General features: G+C 62.2%; 14 protein-coding genes. 7 read left to right on the top strand and 7 right to left on the bottom strand.

Translation table 11 applies throughout. The annotated features are described in order from the left end of the window. Positions 1–35: 35 nt before the first annotated feature. Positions 36–1,067, bottom strand: a complete 1,032-nt coding sequence (locus tag GG26_RS04115; protein WP_414389008.1) for a hypothetical protein — start codon at positions 1,065–1,067, stop codon at positions 36–38. Positions 1,068–1,211: 144 nt separating this feature from the next. Here GG26_RS04115 and GG26_RS04110 point away from each other — a divergent pair, with 144 nt between their 5' ends. From GG26_RS04110 to arsJ, 4 genes are all read left to right on the top strand, one after another. Beyond that, a complete protein-coding gene (locus GG26_RS04110) occupies positions 1,212–3,083 on the top strand; it encodes an N-acetylmuramoyl-L-alanine amidase (protein WP_011430995.1) in 1,872 nt (623 codons plus the stop codon). Between the two features lie 150 nt (positions 3,084–3,233). Then, positions 3,234–4,112 (top strand): glutamate racemase, encoded by an 879-nt coding sequence (gene murI, locus GG26_RS04105; protein WP_011430994.1) that lies wholly within the window; start codon positions 3,234–3,236, stop codon positions 4,110–4,112. Between the two features lie 245 nt (positions 4,113–4,357). Next, the gene (locus tag GG26_RS04100; protein ID WP_414389005.1) at positions 4,358–5,368 is read left to right on the top strand and encodes an ArsJ-associated glyceraldehyde-3-phosphate dehydrogenase; all 1,011 of its coding nucleotides are present in this window, start codon (positions 4,358–4,360) and stop codon (positions 5,366–5,368) included. A gap of 37 nt (positions 5,369–5,405) precedes the next feature. Next, positions 5,406–6,692, top strand: a complete 1,287-nt coding sequence (gene arsJ / locus GG26_RS04095) for an organoarsenical effux MFS transporter ArsJ (RefSeq protein WP_011430992.1) — start codon at positions 5,406–5,408, stop codon at positions 6,690–6,692. Between the two features lie 4 nt (positions 6,693–6,696). Here the strand turns inward: arsJ and proB are convergent, their stop codons facing one another. Continuing rightward, entirely contained in the window at positions 6,697–7,812 is a 1,116-nt protein-coding gene (proB, locus tag GG26_RS04090) for a glutamate 5-kinase (protein WP_414389003.1), read from the bottom strand. 152 nt (positions 7,813–7,964) lie between these two features. Here proB and psb29 point away from each other — a divergent pair, with 152 nt between their 5' ends. Then, complete coding sequence (gene psb29, locus GG26_RS04085) at positions 7,965–8,684, top strand: photosystem II biogenesis protein Psp29 (protein WP_011430990.1); 720 nt, start codon at positions 7,965–7,967, stop codon at positions 8,682–8,684. A 6-nt stretch (positions 8,685–8,690) separates the two neighbouring features. Here the strand turns inward: psb29 and GG26_RS04080 are convergent, their stop codons facing one another. Continuing rightward, positions 8,691–9,401 (bottom strand): esterase/lipase family protein, encoded by a 711-nt coding sequence (locus GG26_RS04080; protein ID WP_011430989.1) that lies wholly within the window; start codon positions 9,399–9,401, stop codon positions 8,691–8,693. A 3-nt stretch (positions 9,402–9,404) separates the two neighbouring features. Next, positions 9,405–9,929: a GNAT family N-acetyltransferase gene (locus tag GG26_RS04075; RefSeq protein WP_099812932.1), complete on the bottom strand. Its 525-nt coding sequence runs from the start codon at positions 9,927–9,929 to the stop codon at positions 9,405–9,407. Positions 9,930–10,103: 174 nt separating this feature from the next. Here GG26_RS04075 and GG26_RS04070 point away from each other — a divergent pair, with 174 nt between their 5' ends. Beyond that, complete coding sequence (locus GG26_RS04070) at positions 10,104–10,823, top strand: DUF554 domain-containing protein (protein WP_414389000.1); 720 nt, start codon at positions 10,104–10,106, stop codon at positions 10,821–10,823. A gap of 229 nt (positions 10,824–11,052) precedes the next feature. Here the strand turns inward: GG26_RS04070 and GG26_RS04065 are convergent, their stop codons facing one another. The 3 genes from GG26_RS04065 to GG26_RS04055 form a co-directional block, all read right to left on the bottom strand. Then, the gene (locus GG26_RS04065) at positions 11,053–12,366 is read right to left on the bottom strand and encodes a M16 family metallopeptidase (protein WP_414388998.1); all 1,314 of its coding nucleotides are present in this window, start codon (positions 12,364–12,366) and stop codon (positions 11,053–11,055) included. Further along, positions 12,366–13,673, bottom strand: a complete 1,308-nt coding sequence (locus GG26_RS04060) for a M16 family metallopeptidase (RefSeq protein WP_011430985.1) — start codon at positions 13,671–13,673, stop codon at positions 12,366–12,368. The genes GG26_RS04065 and GG26_RS04060 overlap by 1 nt, the downstream gene beginning before the upstream one ends. Positions 13,674–13,787: 114 nt before the next feature. Beyond that, a complete protein-coding gene (locus tag GG26_RS04055; RefSeq protein WP_011430984.1) occupies positions 13,788–14,978 on the bottom strand; it encodes a site-2 protease family protein in 1,191 nt (396 codons plus the stop codon). Positions 14,979–15,358: 380 nt separating this feature from the next. Here GG26_RS04055 and nrdJ point away from each other — a divergent pair, with 380 nt between their 5' ends. Further along, a complete protein-coding gene (nrdJ, locus tag GG26_RS04050; RefSeq protein ID WP_414388996.1) occupies positions 15,359–18,778 on the top strand; it encodes a ribonucleoside-triphosphate reductase, adenosylcobalamin-dependent in 3,420 nt (1,139 codons plus the stop codon). The last annotated feature ends 3 nt before the right edge of the window (positions 18,779–18,781 follow it).

The raw sequence follows: 18,781 nt of genomic DNA, 5'->3' as shown, positions 1-18,781 counted from the left end.
TTTCTCTCCTTCCTCTTGAATACCTGTACCCTATTTTAAATTAAAAGACTGTACAAGCCCAATATAAACAAAATGCACAAGTTCCCTAACCATTTGTAGGTCTGGATAATTTGGTCGGCACTCCAGCCAAAATCATCAACCAAGCGGTTCATATCCCCACCAGCATCCCCCTGGCCACACAGCAGAGTTCCCCACGGGATCGGAGCTAGCCCTTTTTGGATTCTGTGCCATTGCCAAAAGCTTCTCCAGAGGCTGCTGGCTGCAACTCCCAGAACGACGAATCGCCAAAAGTCCCACCGCCAGCGATCTGGCAAGCGAAGATAAAAGCAGGCCATCAAGAAGGTGCTGATGTAAAACTCGCCGCCCACGCCGCCAAAGGTAATTAGCATTTCTTTGGTGCGATTGGGCATTAGCCAGGTCATATAAAACTGCAGCAGCGCAAGAACAACAACCAATGCCTGTAGCCATCGAATCCGCTCCTTGCGGGTCGACCAGAATAGCAAGCTCAGCAAAAAGAGGATCCCAAAGTACACAAAGGGATCCTTTTCCGGACTGATGCTGGTCCAGCCAAAAGGTAAGGGCAAAGCTCGATGCCCGCTCCACCAGGCAATGCTGGCATGGCCCAGCTCGTGAATCCAAATGTGCCAAGGCAAATGTAACAACTCCAATAGGGCAATGCTGTTTACCAGCAGGGCTACCACAAATGCAACTGGGTAAGCCCAGATATTTATCGCCCAGCTATCAAAAGAAAACCGATCCCATCGCTTTTGGGATCTCAAACGCAGGCTGCGCTGCCAAAGCAACTGAGAGCCACAGAAAGCGCGGATTTCCAATTGCTCTAGGCGTGGAATCCGCAGTTGCTTCACCATCAAAAACAGCCGGGCCACAACAACCGGCGGAGAGGGGCTTTGGGACGGGGATCCCAGCAGGTCGATGCGCAAGGTGTTGTCGGCAAGATACACTTGCGCGGGCCAGCGCCACTTCAGGAGCTCTGCCCGAACCACCCGCAGGATCGCTTGGCTGTCCCCAGCGCGGGCCAGGGGGAGGGGATCAGGTAGGGGGGACATCCACACTCCAGAGGCAGGACGAGGATCCCTACCCATTGTGGCCTGGGCCGACTGGCAACGGCGAAATTGCGCTCCCTCTCAGGCCGCTCTGGGGGGAGCTTGGTATAGTTGAGGGCAGCAGGTGTGCCGGAGTGGGTGCAATTCATGCCTGGATTGGAACGGGAGCCCAAACTGTCTAGGCAGAGCTCTCTGTGGGGGGCAACGCTGCTGCTGGGCTTGGCCGGAGCAGGTTTATTTTCCCCCTTGCCCGCTCAAGCAGAGCTGACCGCCGTTCCTGGCTTGTCTCGCATCGAGAGTTGGCACTACGACCCGCAGCGGGGATGGCTAGAGGTCAACACCCAGGGAGAGGTGCGTCCTTTTCTGTTTGTGCTGCAAAACCCTCCTAGGGTAGTGCTGGATTTTCCCAACACTCTCTTTGGGCGGGAGCCCCAAACCCAGACCTTTCCGGGGCGGGTTACCTCGTTGGAGATCAAACAGTTCACCCCAACGATCACTCGCTTTGTGCTGCACCTGCAGCCGGATCAGCCTCTCAGCCTCGACCAACTGCAACTGCTCACGGCTGGTCCCTCCCGCTGGGCTGTCCAGTTCCTCCAACCCGAGCAGCCCTTGCCCGCAGCAGCACCGCTATTTCCCTCGGCAGCCGGCCCCAGGGATCCCATCTCACCGTCCCCGCCGCTGCCCCGCCGCCCCGAAGCCAGCCCACTCTCTCCTCCTGCAACCTCCCCTTCCAGCCATCGGATCTTGGCCATTTCTCCGCAAGCGGAGGGCTTTTTCATCCGCACTCAGGGTAGCCCTTCCACCACGGTGCGGCGCATCCTCGATCCGGATCGAGTGGTGGTGGATTTTCTCAACACCACCCTCAGCCCCGCCCTCACCCAGCGGGTCTATACCGTCAACCGCCTGGGGGTTTCGCGGCTGCGGGTGGGGCAATTCGAGCCCACCATCGCCCGCGTGGTCTTGGATGTGGATCCTTCCAGTGGCGACTGGGAGGCCCGCTACGACCCGCAGCAGGGAGGAATCTGGATCCAGCCCGCCGGGGGTGCTGCCCAGGCCAGCCTTCTGCCCGATCTCAGCTCTGCCGACTCCCAAGGGCCCCTGGCTACCTTGCGCTCTGTGGAGCTGCGGGGGAATCAGCTCATCATCAGCGCCGATGGGTTCATGTTCTACCGGGCCGGCTGGGATCCGGAAAGCGGCGGCTACCGCATCAACGTGGCACCGGCCCGCCTACCCGAGTCCTTGCCGGATCCCGGCTTGCCAATTGGAGGGCCGGTGCAGCGGATCCGCTTTGTGCAGGAAGATGCCCGCACGGTCAGCATTCTGGTGCAACCTGCCGAAGAGTTCAACGTCTTTGAGCCCAATCCCGGCCAGGGATCCCGCCGCATCACCCTGGAGCTGCGCCCCCTCCACGCTCCGCCGTCCGCACCCCAGCCGCAACCGCCTGCCCAAGCTTCCCTTCCTTCCCGCCGGGGCCGGACGGTCATCGCCATCGATCCAGGCCACGGCGGACGGGATCCCGGTGCCATTGGGGTGGGTGGGATCCAGGAAAAGGACATCGTGCTCTCCGTTTCCCACCAGGTACGACACCTGTTGCAAGAGCGGGGGTATGAGGTGGTGATGACCCGCACCGACGACCGGGAAGTGCTGCTGCAGCCGCGGGTGGATATGGCCGTGCAGGCCAACGCCACTCTGCTGGTGAGCATCCACGCCAATGCTCTAGAGCGCTCCAGCATCCACGGCATTGAGACCTACTACCTGCGGCCCGACAGCGCCGAGCTGGCTGTGGTCTTGCACCGCAGCTTGGTGAGGGCCAGCGGCGCCGCCGACCGGGGGGTGCGACGGGCCCGCTTCTTCATGGTGCGGGAAACGCCGGTGGGCATGCCTTCGGTGCTGCTGGAGCTGGGGTATGTAACCAACCCAACCGAAGGGCGAAAGTTGGCTACCCCCGAATACCAGGCCATTTTGGCGCGGGCCATTGCCGAGGGCATCGAGGCCTTTCTGCGTAGCCGCCAAAGATAGGGACTCGGTCGGATCTTTGGTTTGAGCTGTTCGCCCCTACGGCCCACTCCGTGAAGGGACGAAGTCCCAGGGTAGGGAAGCTGTCGCCGAGACTCTCGGAAGCAGGGTAGGATACAGCAGCTTCAGCCAAGGTGTTGAGGAGAACGGAGCATGCGTTGGGAGTGGGGATCAGATCCGGATCCCAGTTGGCCAATTGGGGTGTTTGACAGTGGCTTGGGCGGGCTCACCGTCTGGCGGGCCCTGCGCCGTCGCTTGCCCCAGGAGCGCCTTGTCTACTTTGCCGACACGGCGCGGCTGCCCTATGGGGATCGCTCCGCCGAGGAGATCTTGACTTTTGTGCGGCAGATCCTCCGCTGGATGCAGGCGCAGCCGGTGAAGGTGGTGGTGATGGCCTGTAACACCAGCTCGGCGCTGGCCCTGGAGCAGGTGCAGCAGGAGTTTGCCCTGCCCATTCTGGGGCTGATCCTGCCCGGCGCCCAGGCGGCCCTGGCCCAGGGATCCCGCATTGGGGTCATTGCCACGGCAGCCACGGTCAAAAGCCGCGCCTACTCCAAGGCCATTCAAGAGTACAGCGCCCTGGATCCCCGGCGCTTTCCCCAACCTGTCCAGTGCTGGGAGCAGGCCTGCCCGGAGTTCGTCCCCCTCATCGAAGCCGGCCAGTTGGACGGCCCCGAGCTGCGCCAAGCGGCTGAACGCTATTTGCAGCCGCTCCTGCAACAGGGGATCGACACCCTCGTCTACGGCTGCACCCACTACCCGCTGCTGGATCCTCTCCTGAAGTCCTTGCTGCCCTCTTCGGTCAGACGGGTGGATCCCGGCGTGGCGCTGGTGGGATCCCTGGCCCGGGAACTCAGCCTCTGGGGCCTGCGCCGACCCTCAACTGCTAGCCAGGCAGAACCTCACCGCTTCTATGTGAGTGGGGATCCGGAGCGGTTTGCCCAGTTGGCCACTCCTTGGCTGGGCTTTCGACCCCAGGTGGAACGGGTGGAATGGCCGGCCTTGGACGTCAACAACTCCCGCCGGCCCTAGGCAAGAGCAGCAGGCCAGCCCAGGCAAATTGGCCCTACTTGCCCCCCTGTTGCTGCAGCGATCCCACAGGTTCCCTGCCTGCAGCCAGGTCGACACGGAGCAAGGGACAGGGAAAGGCCCTTTGGGTGGCTTTGGAATTGGAAGAGTGCAAGGTTGCCCAGGGCCTGGCCGATTCTCCTTAACTTGATAACCCCGAGTTAGCTCTGGTAGGCTTTAGGCGAGATTCGGCTGGGGGGAGGGGATCTATGGCGGCACGGGTGGGTATCAACGGTTTTGGCCGCATTGGGCGTTTGGTGCTGCGGGCGGCTTGGGGTTGGCCGGAGCTGGAGTTTGCCCACATCAACGAGATCAAAGGTGGGCCTGCTACTGCGGCTCACCTGCTCAAGTTCGACTCAGTGCAGGGCCGCTGGAACACCGACATCGAGGCATCTGAGCAACGGCTGCGCATCCAAGACAAAACCCTTACCTTCAGCGAGTTCAAATCTCCCGGCGAAGTCCCTTGGGCGGATCTGGGGATCGACCTGGTGCTGGAGTGCTCGGGCAAATTCGTCAAGGCGGCAGAGCTGGATGCCTACTTCAAAGCAGGGGTGCGCAAAGTCATTGTGGCTGCCCCCGTCCAGGATGAAGAGGCCCTCAACATCGTCATGGGCGTCAACGACCACCTCTACGACCCCGCTCGCCACCATTTGCTCACAGCCGCCTCCTGCACCACCAACTGCCTGGCCCCCTTGGTAAAGGTCATCCACGAGGGGATCGGCATCCTGCACGGGGTGATCACCACCGTCCACGACGTCACCAATACCCAAAGTATGGTGGATGCCCCCCACAAAGACCTGCGGCGGGCCCGCTCGGCTCTGCTGTCTTTGGTGCCCACCACCACCGGCTCGGCCAAGGCCATCGGCCTCATCTACCCTGAGCTGAAGGGAAAGCTCAACGGCCTTGCCGTGCGCGTGCCCCTGCTCAATGCCTCTTTGACCGACGCGGTGTTCGAGGTAAAGCGGCCCACCACGGTGGAAGAGGTGAATCATCTCTTAAAAACGGCAGCCGAGGGGGAACTCAAGGACATCCTTGGCTATGAGGAGCTGCCGCTGGTCTCGGTGGATTTCAAGGGGGATCCCCGCTCCAGCATTGTGGATGCCCCTTCCACCATGGTGGTAGATGGCACGCAGGTGAAGATCCTGGCCTGGTACGACAACGAATGGGGCTACGCCAACCGCATGGCGGAATTGGCCCGCAAGGTGGCCCTCAGTTTATAGAAGCGTTTTTTGAAGCATCCCCCTTGGAGGCCTGCCCATGACTGCTGTCTCGAGCGCCCAAGCTGCCGCCGTGCGCAACTATGCCCTGGTAACGGCTGCCTACTGGGGCTTTACCCTCACCGACGGCGCCATCCGCATGTTGGTGCTGCTCCACTTCCACAAGTTGGGCTTCACCCCGATTCAGATTGCCATGCTGTTTCTCTTCTACGAGATCTTTGGGGTGATCACCAACTTTCTGGGCGGCTGGATTGGATCCCTGTTTGGCCTGCGGCTGACGCTGTACGGGGGCATCGCCATCCAGATCTTCGGCTTGGTGATGCTGGGGGTGATCAACCTGCAATGGCCGGTCTGGGGCCAGGTGGCCTATGTGATGACGGCCCAAGCCCTGGCCGGGATCGCCAAAGATCTCACCAAGATGAGCTCCAAAAGCGCCATCCGCCTGGTGGTGCCCAAGGAGGCCGAGTCCCGCCTCTTCCGCTGGGTGGCCATGCTGACGGGATCCAAAAACGCCCTCAAGGGGGTAGGGTTTTTCGTCGGGGCGGCCCTGCTGCAGATCTTCACTGAGATCTACGGGGATCCCATGGGCTTCCGCATGGCCAATTTCGTCCAGGCGGGGGCGCTGGCTTTGATCTTCTGTTCCGGGATCCTGCTGCCGGCGGACATGGGCAAGGTCAAGGCCAAGATCCCCTTCAAGCGGCTGTTTTCCAAAAGCCGCGAGATCAACCTCCTCTCAGCCGCCCGCTTTTTTCTCTTTGGGTCGCGCGATGTGTGGTTTGTGGTGGCCCTGCCGGTGTTCCTCTACGACAGCCTAGGCTGGAGCTTTATGCAGGTGGGCAGCTACATGGCCCTCTGGGTCATTGGCTATGGGATCATCCAGTTCCTAGCGCCCCAGCTCCTGGGAGGAGGTCGCCCGGGTCGCGCCCCCAAGGCCCGCACCATCCAGATCTGGACGTTCACCTTGACGGCGGTGCCGGCACTCATTGCTACCGCTTTTATGGCCGGCCTGCCGCCGCAATGGGTGGTTACCGGCGGCCTCATCCTCTTCGGGATCGTCTTTGCCTTCAACTCGGCGGTGCACTCCTATCTGGTACTGGCCTACACAGAGGATGACGATGTCGCCCTCAACGTGGGCTTTTACTACATGGCCAACTCCGGTGGGCGCCTGCTGGGGACGGTGACTTCGGGGATCCTCTTCCAGCTTTACGGTCTGGAGGGCTGCCTCTGGTTTTCCACCCTGTTGATTTTGATGGCAGGGCTGTTTTCGCTGAAATTGCCCGATCCCAGCAAAACCCCCGTGGAGTGGGTGGTTAAGCCGGGGGATTGAGGTGTTAGTCAAGCAGGGCCAGGTTATCCCGGTGAACCGCTGTATCGACTCCCTCGTAGCCCAAGATGTAGGGGATCTCGGCGGTTTTCTTGCCTTTGATCCGCCGCAGTTCCTCGGCGCTGTAGTTGACCAGGCCCCGCCCCACCTCCCGTCCGCCGGGATCGCACAGGCGCACGGCTGCCCCTGCCTCAAAGTCGCCAGAAACGTCGGTGATCCCTGCCGGCAGCAGCGAGCGCCCCTGCTCACAGACTGCCCTTACAGCTCCTTCATCCAGAGTCAGGGATCCCTCGGGGATGAGGCCGTAGGCAATCCACCGCTTGCGAGCACTAACGGGCTGGGGAGCTGGCTCAAAGCGGGTGCCGATGGGCTCGCCGGCTAAGATGGCTGGGATCTGATCGGGCCGTTTGCCGTTGGTGATCACCACCGTCACGCCGGCGGCTGTGGCGATTTGAGCCGCCGTGAGCTTGGTGGCCATGCCGCCCGTGCCCCAGCCACTGTTGCCTTGGGCTTCCGCCTTTATCTGCAGCGGCATCCCGTGCCACACCCGTTCGATCGGCTCGGCGGAGGGGTCCCGATGGGGATCCGCCGAATAGAGCCTGTCCACGTCGGTGAGCAGGATCAGCCACTTGGCCTGTACCATGCTGGCCACGAGGGCAGAGAGGGAATCATTGTCACCAAACTTCAGCTCCTCCACTGCCACCGTATCGTTCTCGTTGACGATAGGGATAACCCCCATCTGCAACAGCTGGGCAAAGGTGCGATTGGCATTGACATAGCGGCTGCGCTCCACAAAGTCGCCGCGGGTAAGCAGCACCTGAGCAATGGGTTGGTTGAGAGCAGAGAAGAGATCATCGTATAGGCGAATTAGCCGTCCCTGCCCCACTGCTGCCACCGCCTGTTTTTCTGCAATTGCCGTGGGTCGTTGGCGCAGGCCCAGGCGGGCACAGCCTACCCCTACCGCTCCGGAGGAGACAAGGATTACCGCATAGCCCTGGCTGCGCAGCCGAGTCAGCACCTCCACCAGCGGCCCCAGCACGGAAAGGCGCAGCGAGCCCGTCTGCATGTCTGTCAAGCTGGAGGTGCCGATCTTCACCACCACTGTTCCCTCTGTTGCTGCCATCTTCTCATTCGATCCACTTGTTCGATCCAGCCAGGGTTCCCCATCCGTATCCCACCATAGCGGAACCGGGGCCCTTGCTTGCCCTCAGAGTCGCTGCAGGGGACAATAGAGGAAAGCAATAAATCTGCCTCAAGGTCTCTCTTTCTCTGCCTGTGAACCCTGTTCGTACCCTCTCCGCCACCAAAGCGGCCTTTTTCAGCGCCTACCCTCGTCCGATCAACGCCGCCTACCGGCGAGTGGTGGAGGAGTTGCTGGTGGAGCTGCACCTGACCACCGTCAACAGCGCCTTCGTCTACGATCCTTTTTTTGCCCTGGGTCTGGTTACTCTCTACGACAGCCTGATGGAAGCCTACCATCCCCCAGAGCAGCGTGAGGCCATCTTCAACGCCCTCTGCAAGGCGCTGCACCTGAAGCCGGAGGTGTTGCGCAAGAACGCCCGCGACCTGCTGGAGCTGATGCGCAGCGGGGATCCCGTCCAGCGATACAACCTGCTCTGTCTCAAGCCGGAGGCAGAAGATGTGGGCGGGCTGAAGGCGATTTTGCAGCGCATGACCCAGCCCCCCTACGCCTACAGCCGAGTTTTGGCGGTTGGCCTCTACACGGCCTACGAAGCGGTGGCCACCTCGCTCTACAAGGAGCCGGAAGAGCGCACCCGCCACTTTCTGGAGGACGTGATCGGCAACCTACCCTTTTCGCCGGAGCGAGTCAAAAAAGATCTGGAGCTTTACCGCAGCAACTTGGATCGCCTGAAGCAGGCGCGGGCCATCGTCGAGGAGATGGTGAAAGCGGCCCGGCGCCAACAGGAGCGCCGCCAATCCACCGCCTCGCTGCCCGAGACTCCCGCCGCCGATCGCAGGGAGTCCAGCGGCTAAAACCCCCTAGACCAAATAGGGGGCCCACCTGTCCACCACCTCAGGCGAGCCGTACCAGCGCCGCCCGCCTCGACCAGAATGGTGACAGTCGGGAAGGGTGAGGTTGATGGCCCCTGGCAGATGGGCGGCCTCGATGGGGGTGATGCCATCTCCCCACAGCTCCCCTTGGCCGGCGGTAAGCCGGTAGCTGTTGTAGGCCAGCCAAGCCAGATAATGCTCCTGCCGCCATAGCGATCCCAGGCCCACGCGCCGCCCTTGGATGGCCTTGCCCGCCACACAGACGTATTTGACCTGTGGCCAGAAGGCTCCCGGGTAGTGGGTGTTAACGAAGTCCAGGTTGCGCCTTGTCCAGCGCTCCCGGCTGGTGTGCGGGGATCCCAGGCTAATTAGGGTGGAAACGTGCTCCCGCCCCTGCCAGACCTGCCCCCCGTAGGGCACGGATCCCAGGTAGATGCGGGCAATCCAGCCGCCCGCGGAGTGGGCCACCAGGTTAACCCGGTCCACTTCAAACTCGGCTTGGGTACGCCGAATCGTGGCCTGCAGCGCCTGCAAGATGGGCGTGACGGGCCTTCCTCCCAGGGTAGGCAGCCAACTGCGCACCTGCAGCGGCACCACCCGAGCCGGGTAACCGCGGGCCTCCAGCTCCCGACGCAAAGGCTCATACTCAGAGGCGCCCGCCAGATAACCGGGCAAGATCACCGTGGGCAGAGCAGCCATGGGCTAGCGGGGGTACCAGAACATGCCCTTGATCCCCTCCGGGTCGGGCGTAAAGCCCAGCCGCTCGTAGAAGCTAACCACATCGCGGTCGGCAAAGAGGGTGATGTTGCTGATGTCTTGGGCGCGCAGCTCGTGGATCACCTTTTCCATCAGCCGCCTGCCCAGCCCCCGGCCCTGAAACTCAGGATGCACCACCACATCCCAGATGGTGGCATTGAAGGCGTGGTCAGAGGTGGCGCGGGCAAAGCCGATGAGGCGACGGTAGCTGCCCCGCTGCTGCCACATCGACACCACCAGAAAACTGTGTTGCAGGGCTTTCCTAACCTTGTGGATGGGGCGACGCGACCACCCTACTGCATCGCAAAGTTCCTCCAGCTCATACAGATCCAAGTTGGGATCCAGGCTAAAGACAATAGTCTCCCCCCCCACCGCCAACGTTTCCTGGCGACGGTCGGCTTTGGCTGTTTGCGCCGGCTCTTTGGTTGTAGCGGCCCCTGCTGCCCCAAACAGGCCTTTCCAAAAGCTCATCTGAATTTTTGCCGAGTAAAAGCCCACCTCTAGCCTGGGCGGGCGTGTCCTCAGTATAGCCAGGATTGGCAGCAGAAATGGTGCATCTGCCCAGGTGTTTCCGCGCAGGCTTGGGACGAACCTTATATCCGAGACTGAGAAATAATCGAGAAAGCTTAGCTCTGGGCACGTTGTATGGCTCCTCCCGGCACCGGCACCCTTGTCAATGCCCTCGCGATCCTAGTGGGCAGCGGCCTCGGTTGGGCGGCGGGCCGTCGCCTGCCCGAACGCATAAGCCAAACCCTGTTGCAAGCCCTGGGATCCCTGGTGTTGGTCTTGGGGATCCAGATGGCTCTCACCCTCAGCAGCGCTGCCCAGGCGGTAACGGTTTTGCTGGCCCTGATCGGGGGGGCTTTGCTGGGGGAAGGGATCGACCTCGAGGCCGCCTTTGAGCGGCTGGGACAGGGCCTGGAAAAGCGGGTGAGCCCCTGGCTGGGCCCCAGCCCTATCGCCCGCGCCTTCGTGACCCCCACCATCCTGTTTGTGGTCGGCCCCATGACTCTGCTGGGAGCTATCCAGGATGGCCTGGGGGATCCCTCGCTGCTCTTGGTCAAGGCCGCCTTGGATGGCATTGCCACCCTTGCCTTTACGGCCAGCCTCGGCTGGGGCACGCTGTTTTCCGCCCTGCCGGTGCTCTTGGTTCAGGGAGGCGTGGCCCTGCTGGCGCGGCAACTGCAGCCGCTGTTGCGCCCAGACCTGCTCGCCGCCTTGGAAGCCACTGGCGGGATCCTCATCCTGGGTATTGGCATTAACCTGCTCGGCCTGGCCCGCCTGCGGGTGGCCAACCTGCTGCCCGCTTTGGTGATTGTGGAGCTGCTGGTGGGATTTTTCCCCCTCTGGGATCTCGACTTCTAGGGAACTGGAGGGGGCTCTCGCCCTGGGGGAGAAGGGAACCCAGCACAAGAGCGTCTGGAACCTCCCTCTCTATCCTCTAAGCCCTACCCTGACCGCCGTCCTAGCTGCTGGGGGCCAGCAGCAGTAAGGGTCGCGTCTTGAAAAAGCCTGATCCGGAAACTGACCCGGTACGCGGCAAGCCCCGTCGTGCCGCTGCGCAGAAGTCGGCAGCCTGCCTCGTGGCACCCACCTACAGTTCAACTTTTGCCAAAGCTTCTTCCGGCCCCACCAGGGCAATGGCCGGGTTGACCAGGTAGGTTGTTGCGGCCTGATGGAGATGGGCAGGGGTGAGCTGCCTTACTCGCTGCAAATACTGCTGGTCGAACTCCAGGCCCAGGCCCAAAATCTCGTACCAACCGGCCAGTTGGGCCACTTGGGCGTTGGTTTGTTTGCTGAGGGCATATTGGCCCAAGAGCTTGCGCTGGGCCATCTCCACTTCCTCGCCGCTCAGGAGGGTGTCGTGGAGGCGACGGATCTCCGCTTGCAGGCGCTCCAGGGCCACCAAAGTGTTCTCCGGTGCCGTGCCCAGGTAGGCCCCAAAAGGGGCGGGATCCCGGCGGGTGGCAAAAAAGGCCGAGACCTCATAGGCCAGGCCGCTGCGCTCGCGCAGCTCCACAAACAGGCGGCTGGACAGGCCGCTGCCCAGGTAGGTGGCCAATAGCTTCAGGGCCGGATAGTCGGCGGAAGCGGCAGGGGAGCCGCGGAAGCCCATCAAGATCGTCGTCTGCTGGGTGGGCTGGGGCAGCTTCAGCAGTTGCGGCCTCTCCAAGGGAGACAGCGGCAGGGCTGGGTCGGGGGCGGGCGGGCCGGCGCTCACCCAATCTCCCAGAGCCGCTTCCACTTGGGCCGCCACTTTCTCGGGCGGCTCTGGGCCGATCACCGCCATCACCATGCCCTCTGGGCGGCAGTAGGTGGCGTGGTAGGCCAGCAAATCCTCGCGGGTCAGGGATCCCACTGTTTCCACTCCTCCCAGCTCTGGCAGGGCGTAGGGGTGATCCCCATAGAGGGCCCGCCGCACCTGATCAAAAGCCAAGCTGAAAGGCCGTTCCTGTCGGGCGCGAATGGCTTGCAGCATCAAGTCCCGCTCCCGCGCCACCTCTGCCTCGGGAAAGCTGGGATCGCGGAGGATCTCCGCCAGCAACTGCAACAGCTCCGGAAAATCCTCCGCTACACAGCGCAGGGCGACCTCGAAATGATCGGCGGCGCTGTCTACCGAAAGGGAAGCTCCCAACGATTCCACCCAAGCGGCAATAGCCTGGGAGTCGCGCTGCCGGGTGCCCTTGGTGAGGACAGCGGCCAGCAACTGGCTCAAGCCCGCCTGCTGCGGTTGCTCTACCCGGCTGCCGCCGCGAAAAAAACAGTGGGCAGCCAGGATCTCCACCGCCGCGTTCTGGCCCACCAGCAGCGTGATGCCGTTGGTCAAGCAGAGGCGCTGCAGATGGCCGCGTTGGGTGGTGGACAGGGTGGGGTGCATTGGGCAAGGGATCCAAGACTGAAAGGCCATCAACGGCAGGCCAGTTGCAGCTCCGAAGCCGCGGCAGCGTCAGAGGCAGCCGGCTTGAGCAGAGCGACCACGTAAGCCTGAGGGGAGAGATACTGCTGCGCCAGCTCGCGGATTTGCGCCGGAGTAAACGCTTGCAACAGCTCCAGGTACTCCTGCAGGCGCTGTACCCCAACCAGGGTCTCGTAGTAGCCGTAGAGGCTGGCCAGTTGACTGGGGGACTCGGCGGAGAAGAGCAGCTCGTGGGTGAGCATGCGCCGGGCGCGATCCAGCTCCGCTTGGCCAATGCCGTCCTGCTGTAACTTCTCGATCTCGTGCAGGATGGTTGACTCCACCTGTGCCAAATCCTCTACCTCCAGTTGAGCGCTGATGCAAAAGAGCCCCCCCTCCTTCAGCACCAGCGAAGAGCAGCCGATAGCCCTCACCCAGCCCCGCTGCTCGCGCAACAGATGCACCAGCCGCGAACTACGGCCCTCCCCCAGCACTACGGCCAACAGCTCTAGGCCGCACACCTGCTCCCAGGCGTCGAGGCTGACAGTGGGCCAGGCTAATTTCAGGCGGGCCTCTTCTGCGCGGGCGTGGGCGCTTTCGCGGCGCAGAACCCCCTGCGGGCGGGGCTGAGGAGAGATCGGAGGGGCAATCCAACCAGGGCCACCGGCGGAGCCGCCAAACTCCTTTTCCACCAAGGCCAGAGCTCGCTCAGGATCAATGCCTCCCGTCACCACCACCGTCATGAATTCGGGTCGGTACCAGCCGCGGTGGTAGGCGCGTAGTAGCTCTGGGGTCAACCCCATCAGGCTTGCCGGCGTGCCCAGCACAGGTCGCCCATAGGGGTGCTCCACCCCAAAGGCAGTTTCCATGAGGAGCTGATAGGCGGTGTAGCCCAGGTTGTCAGCAGCGCGGCGAATCTCCTCCAAAATCACCTGCTGCTCTTGCTCAAACTCCTGATCGGGGATCCCGGCCCGCAACACTGCCTCCGCCAGATAGGGCAAAGTCTCCGGCAGATCGGCGGCAGCTACTGTCATGTAGTAGTGGGTGTAATCCTGGCCAGTAGCAGCGTTGGCAATTCCCCCCCGGCCCTCTATGGCCCGATCCAGCTCGCCGGGGGCCAGTCGCTCGCTGCCCTTGAAGACCATGTGCTCCAGAAAATGGGAGATGCCTAGCCACTCTGGTGGCTCGTTGCGCCCGCCTGTCCGAACCCAGACATCGACAGTTGCAGAATCGGCAATTGGGATAGGGTGAAGAATGACGCCCAGCCCGTTGCTCAGGCAATAGGTATGGGCAGGCAAAAGACGGTGTGTGCGATTCAAAATTCTTAATCGATAGAGATCATCCTTAATCTTATTAAATCTTAACGACGAAAGCCGCTCAAGACAGTATGTGAGGTCACCTTTCATCAAAAACCTGCCACAGCCCCTCTCTCGTCACGCTTGCTGCTGTGGATTAGGGGATCCCTCGCCGGCGAGGTTTTCTTCTACCTGGAAGCCAGGGGGCCATTCTTCGCTGTCGCGCAGCCTCTGCACCACCTCCTGGGGCAGTACCACCCCCAACTCCCGCGCCGCCACCGCTACCACATCGCCGCGGTCGATCAAGCCGGCAATGGCGCCGCTGGGGGTGAAGACCAGAATGCGGCGCGGCTCTGCCTGGCGCATCATCTGAATCACCTGGGGGATGGGGGTTTCCTCTTGCACCCCCTGCAGTTGCTCCATCGGCTTGAGAATGGCTTTGAGGGTGAGGTGATCCCACTGGCTACGCTCGATGTCGTTGAGCAGTTCCGGCCTGACCAGGCCGCGGTAGCGGCCATCTTCTTCGGCAAAATAAACGTCCGCTGGCTGAGCTGGGGCTTCCGGCCTGAGGGAAGAAGGCACCAGGTAGCGATCGACAAACTCCCGCAGGCTCATGCCCGCATCCACCACCCGAAACCGGCGGGTCATCACATCCGCAGCTTTTAGGCGGGCCAGCACCTGCTGCAGTTGCGCATACTGCTCATAGCGGCGGGCGCTGTTGACGATAAATAGGCCAATCAGGCCTATCCACAGGCCGTTGAGGCTCCCTAAGAACACCACCCACAACCCCAGGGCCACCAACCCCCAGCCTACCCCTTGCCCAGCGCGAGCCGCCCACAGCATGCCCTTTTGCCGATCCCCTGTCCAACCCCAGATCGCCGCTTTGAGCATCTGCCCCCCATCCAGGGGCAGTCCCGGCAGCAGATTAAACAGGGCAATCATTAGGTTGATGGCAGCCAGGCTGGCGAGGGTTGAGGTCAGGGGCGACCCCGGCCCAGCCCAAGCTCCGGCCACGCTAAAGAGGACAAACAAGCCCAAACTGAGAAGGGGCCCTGCCAGGGCCACCCAAAAAGCGCCCAGGGGACGGGGGACTTCCCGCTCAATGGCCGCCATGCCGCCAAAGATGAACAGGGTGATGGAACTCACCCGTACCCCATAGGCGCGGGCCACCAGGCTGTGGGCCAGCTCGTGAGCCAGCAAAGAGAGAAACAGCCCCAGGGCCGTCACCACGCCATAGGAGAGCACCAGCAACAGGGCCGCCGGAAACCAGGTGTAGTCAAGGAAGAGGGGGATCCCCCACAGGCTACCGATGCGCAGGCGACTGGTCATGGCGATGCAACTCCTTACAAAGCTCTTACTTGGGAGAAGGCCCAGGAAGGTGCCATTGCAGACTTGACGTGGGATCCCTCTTTTCCACTGTAGCCCTTTTGCCTGGTCTTCCTTCCCCACCCGCCGCCGCCAGCCCAGGGGAACAGCGGGGGGAGGTAACCGAGCTTGCCCTATCCCTAGGGGATCCTGAGGAGTTGCCTAGAGAACACCACCACCTACAACACCAGGCTTCTGAAGATTGTGATAACGTGGTTGGGCATTGGCTCGGCAGGGTTGTAAACCGGCGCTCAAAGGAGCTTTCCCAAAGGCAGCTTTGCAGAAGGGGTGTAACTATGGTTCAGAGCAAGGAAGCACATTCTCCGGCAATCCAGGGACTTGGTATGGGCTCCCTGGGCGAATTTCCAGCCACGGCCCCGGCGGCTGCCCCCGTGTTCTACCGTACCTACAGTCGGCGTCGCCCAGATAGCAGCCGCGAGACCTGGAGCGACGTCTGCGATCGCACCCTGGCTGACATTGCCCGCTTAGGGCGTTTTACTCCCCAAGAGCGGGAGCTGGTGGAACGTCTGCAGCGGCAGTTGAAGGCCTTGATCTCCGGTCGGGCCCTGTGGGTGATGGGCACCGACTGGATCCAGAAGCCGGAAAACTACTCCGGTGCCTACAACTGCACCAGCCTCACCGTGGTGGACTGGCGCTCTTTTGGCCTGATGATGGATTTGGCCATGATGGGCTGCGGCACGGGGGCGGTGCTGGAGCCCCAGTTCATCAGCCAGTTGCCCCCCATCCTCAACCGCCTAGAGGTGCAGGTAGTAGGATCCATTGGTGCCACCCCCCCCGAAGCGCGGCAGGAACACACCCCCATCCAGCGGCAGGGATCCCGGGTGCACATCCAGGTGGGCGATAGCCGCCGCGGCTGGGTGGAGTCTTACCAAGCTCTCTTGGAGCTGGCGGCGGATCCCGGTTTTGGGGGTCAGGTGGAGGTGACGGTGGATCTCAGCCATGTGCGCCCCGCTGGGGAGCGGCTAAAAGGGTTTGGGGGCGTGGCCAACCCCATCAAGCTGCCCGGCTTGTACCAGCGCTGTGCCGCCATCCTCAACAAAGCCGTGGGCAGGCAACTGAACTCGGTGGAGTGCTGCCTGCTCATTGATGAGGCGGCCGCAACGGTGGTGGCGGGGAATATCCGCCGTAGTGCAGGTATGCGCCAGTTTGCCGCCGACGACGAGCTGGGATCTAGCGCCAAAGACAATCTCTGGCAGCAGGACGAGCAGGGCAACTGGAGAATTGACCCTGAGCGAGATGCCCTGCGCATGGCCAACCACACCCGGGTATTTCACCGCAAGCCAACGCGGCAAGAGTGCATTGCTGCCGTGCGCAAGCAGTTTTACTCCGGCGAGGGGGCTATCCAGTGGGCTGGGGAAGCCGTAGCGCGGGCCAACGCCGACCTAATCAACACCCCCGAGCTGAAGCGGGAGTTCCTCAACGTCTATGCCTCGGAGGGACCCGAGGGAGCTAGGCGCTGGATAGAGGAGCGGCAGGCAGCTAGTAGCTCTCCGTCTGTCCAACCGCCAACGTGGCATAGGGTGCAACGGTATGGGCTGAACCCCTGCGTTACCGCAGACACTTGGATCCACACGGGCGACGGCCCGCGCCAGGTGAAAGACCTTATTGGCAAGCAGCACAGCACCTACGTCAACGGCGAGCTATTCAGCACGACCCCAGAGGGGTTTTTCTACTCCGGCACCAAGCCCGTGCTCAAGCTGGTGACCCAGGAGGGATTTTCTCTTCGGCTGACGGGCAACCATCGTGTTCTCAAAGTCATTGCCCAGACTCCAAAGGCGCAATACACGGAATGGGTGCCGGCAGAAGAGCTCCGCCCGGGCGACCGCATTCTGCTGCACAACCATCGCGACCTAACCCCCTGGGATGGTGAGGGGACCTGGGAGGAAGGCTGGCTCTTGGGGAATTTGCTGGGCGACGGCAGCCTTGCCACAACCCAGTGGAATGACACGGCTGTACTGCGCTATTGGCAGGATACGCAGCAGGAGATGAGCCTACACGCGGCTCGGTTGCTGCAGGCTGCGGTAGGGTACGAACCTCGCCGGCCAGAGACCTGTTATCACCCCAAGCTGAAGTGCCGGGTTATCCATTCCACCGGCTTGGCGAAACTGGCGGCTAAGTTCGGCATGGCTCCAGGACAGAAGAAAATGACTGCGGCACTGGAAGCCACAAGCTTTGATTTCCACCGCGGCTTTTTGTGCGGCCTGTTTGACGCAGACGGCAGTGTGCAGGGCGGTCAAGAGAAGGGAGTTAGTGTGCGGCTTTCCCAAAGCAACCTGGACACCCTCAAAGCTGTGCAGCGCATGCTGGCGCGTCTAGGGATTGTCTCGGTCATCTACGAGAATCGCCGTCCCGCTGGGTATCGTCTGCTGCCTGATAGCAAGCGCCAGCCAGCCCCCTACGCCTGCCAGGTGCAGCACGAGCTGGTCATTAGCGGGGACAACCTGCACCAGTTTCAGGCAGTGGTGGGCTTTCGAGAACCGCGCAAAGCTCAGAAGCTAGGTGAACTGCTCGGCAGCTACCAGCGCCGGCTCAACCGGGAGCGGTTTACGGTTACAGTTGCAGCCCTGGAGCCTGACGGCGTGGAACCGGTCTATGACTGCACCGTGCCCGGCCCAAGCTGCTTTGATGCCAATGGGTTGGTTGTCCACAACTGCGGTGAGATCATCGGATGCGACTTCCACTGCAATCTGGCCGAGATCCACCTCAACCGGCTAGATCCCCACAACCGCCAGGAGCAAGAGGAGGCCTTTACGGCAGGGGCCCTGTCGGCTGCGGCGCTATTGCACCACCGCTTTGTTGAGCCCCGCTTCCAGCGCTCAAGGGAATGGGATCCCATTGTCGGCGTCTCGTTTACTGGTCTATTTGACTTTTGCGTCAAAGCCTTTGGGGTGGACTGGCTGCGCTGGTGGCAGGAAGGGAGGCCCGATACGCCTCTGGGGCGGGAGTTTAAGCAGCAGGAGCGGGAATACCTCAGCTTCTGGAAGGAGGTCGTTCACCGCGTGGTTTGGGACTACTGCGACCGCCACGGGTTGCGCCGCCCCAACCGCTGCACCACCGTTCAACCTGCCGGCACCAAGTCGCTCCTGACTAACGCCTCTCCCGGCTGGCACCCGCCCAAGGCTCAGCGCTACATTCGCCGCATCACCTTTGCCAAAAACGACCCCGTGGCCCTGGCCTGCCTGGACTACGGCTACTCGGTGGTGCCCGCCCAGTCTGATAAGGATGAGCACGGCAACCTGCTCAACGACCCCTTTGATCCCCGCTGCACCGAGTGGTTGGTAGAGCTGCCGGTGGAGGTGGAGTGGGCCAACTTGCCCGGCGCTGAGGAGATTGAGATTGAGCGCTTTTCTGCCCTGGCCCAGTTCGACTTCTACATGCAGGTGCAAAAGTACTACACCACCCACAACACCTCGGCCACCCTCGAGCTGCGGGAGGACGAGATCGAGGCGCTGGGATCCCGCATTTACGAGGCCATCCGCGACGACGAGGGGTACATTAGCGCAGCGCTGTTGGCGCGCTTCGACGCCCCCTTCCCCCGCTTGCCCTTTGAGAAAATTGACAAAGCCACCTATGAACGGCTGATGGCCGAGGTCAAGCAAAGGCGAAAGGTCGATAACTTCTACGAGGCGCTGGCGCGCTACGACCGGGCTGCCGCCGCGGCTCGCCCGAGTGGTACGGAAGCGGTGGGGCCGGCCGGGTGTGATGCCCTGGGCTGTCTGATGCCAGAAAACCAGGCCCGTTGAGCT

The sequence above is a fragment of the Synechococcus sp. 'PEA 65AY6A-5F PE A' genome, assembly GCF_047462575.1.
Lineage (GTDB): Bacteria > Cyanobacteriota > Cyanobacteriia > Thermostichales > Thermostichaceae > Thermostichus.
This window is presented reverse-complemented; position numbering and strand designations above follow the sequence as displayed.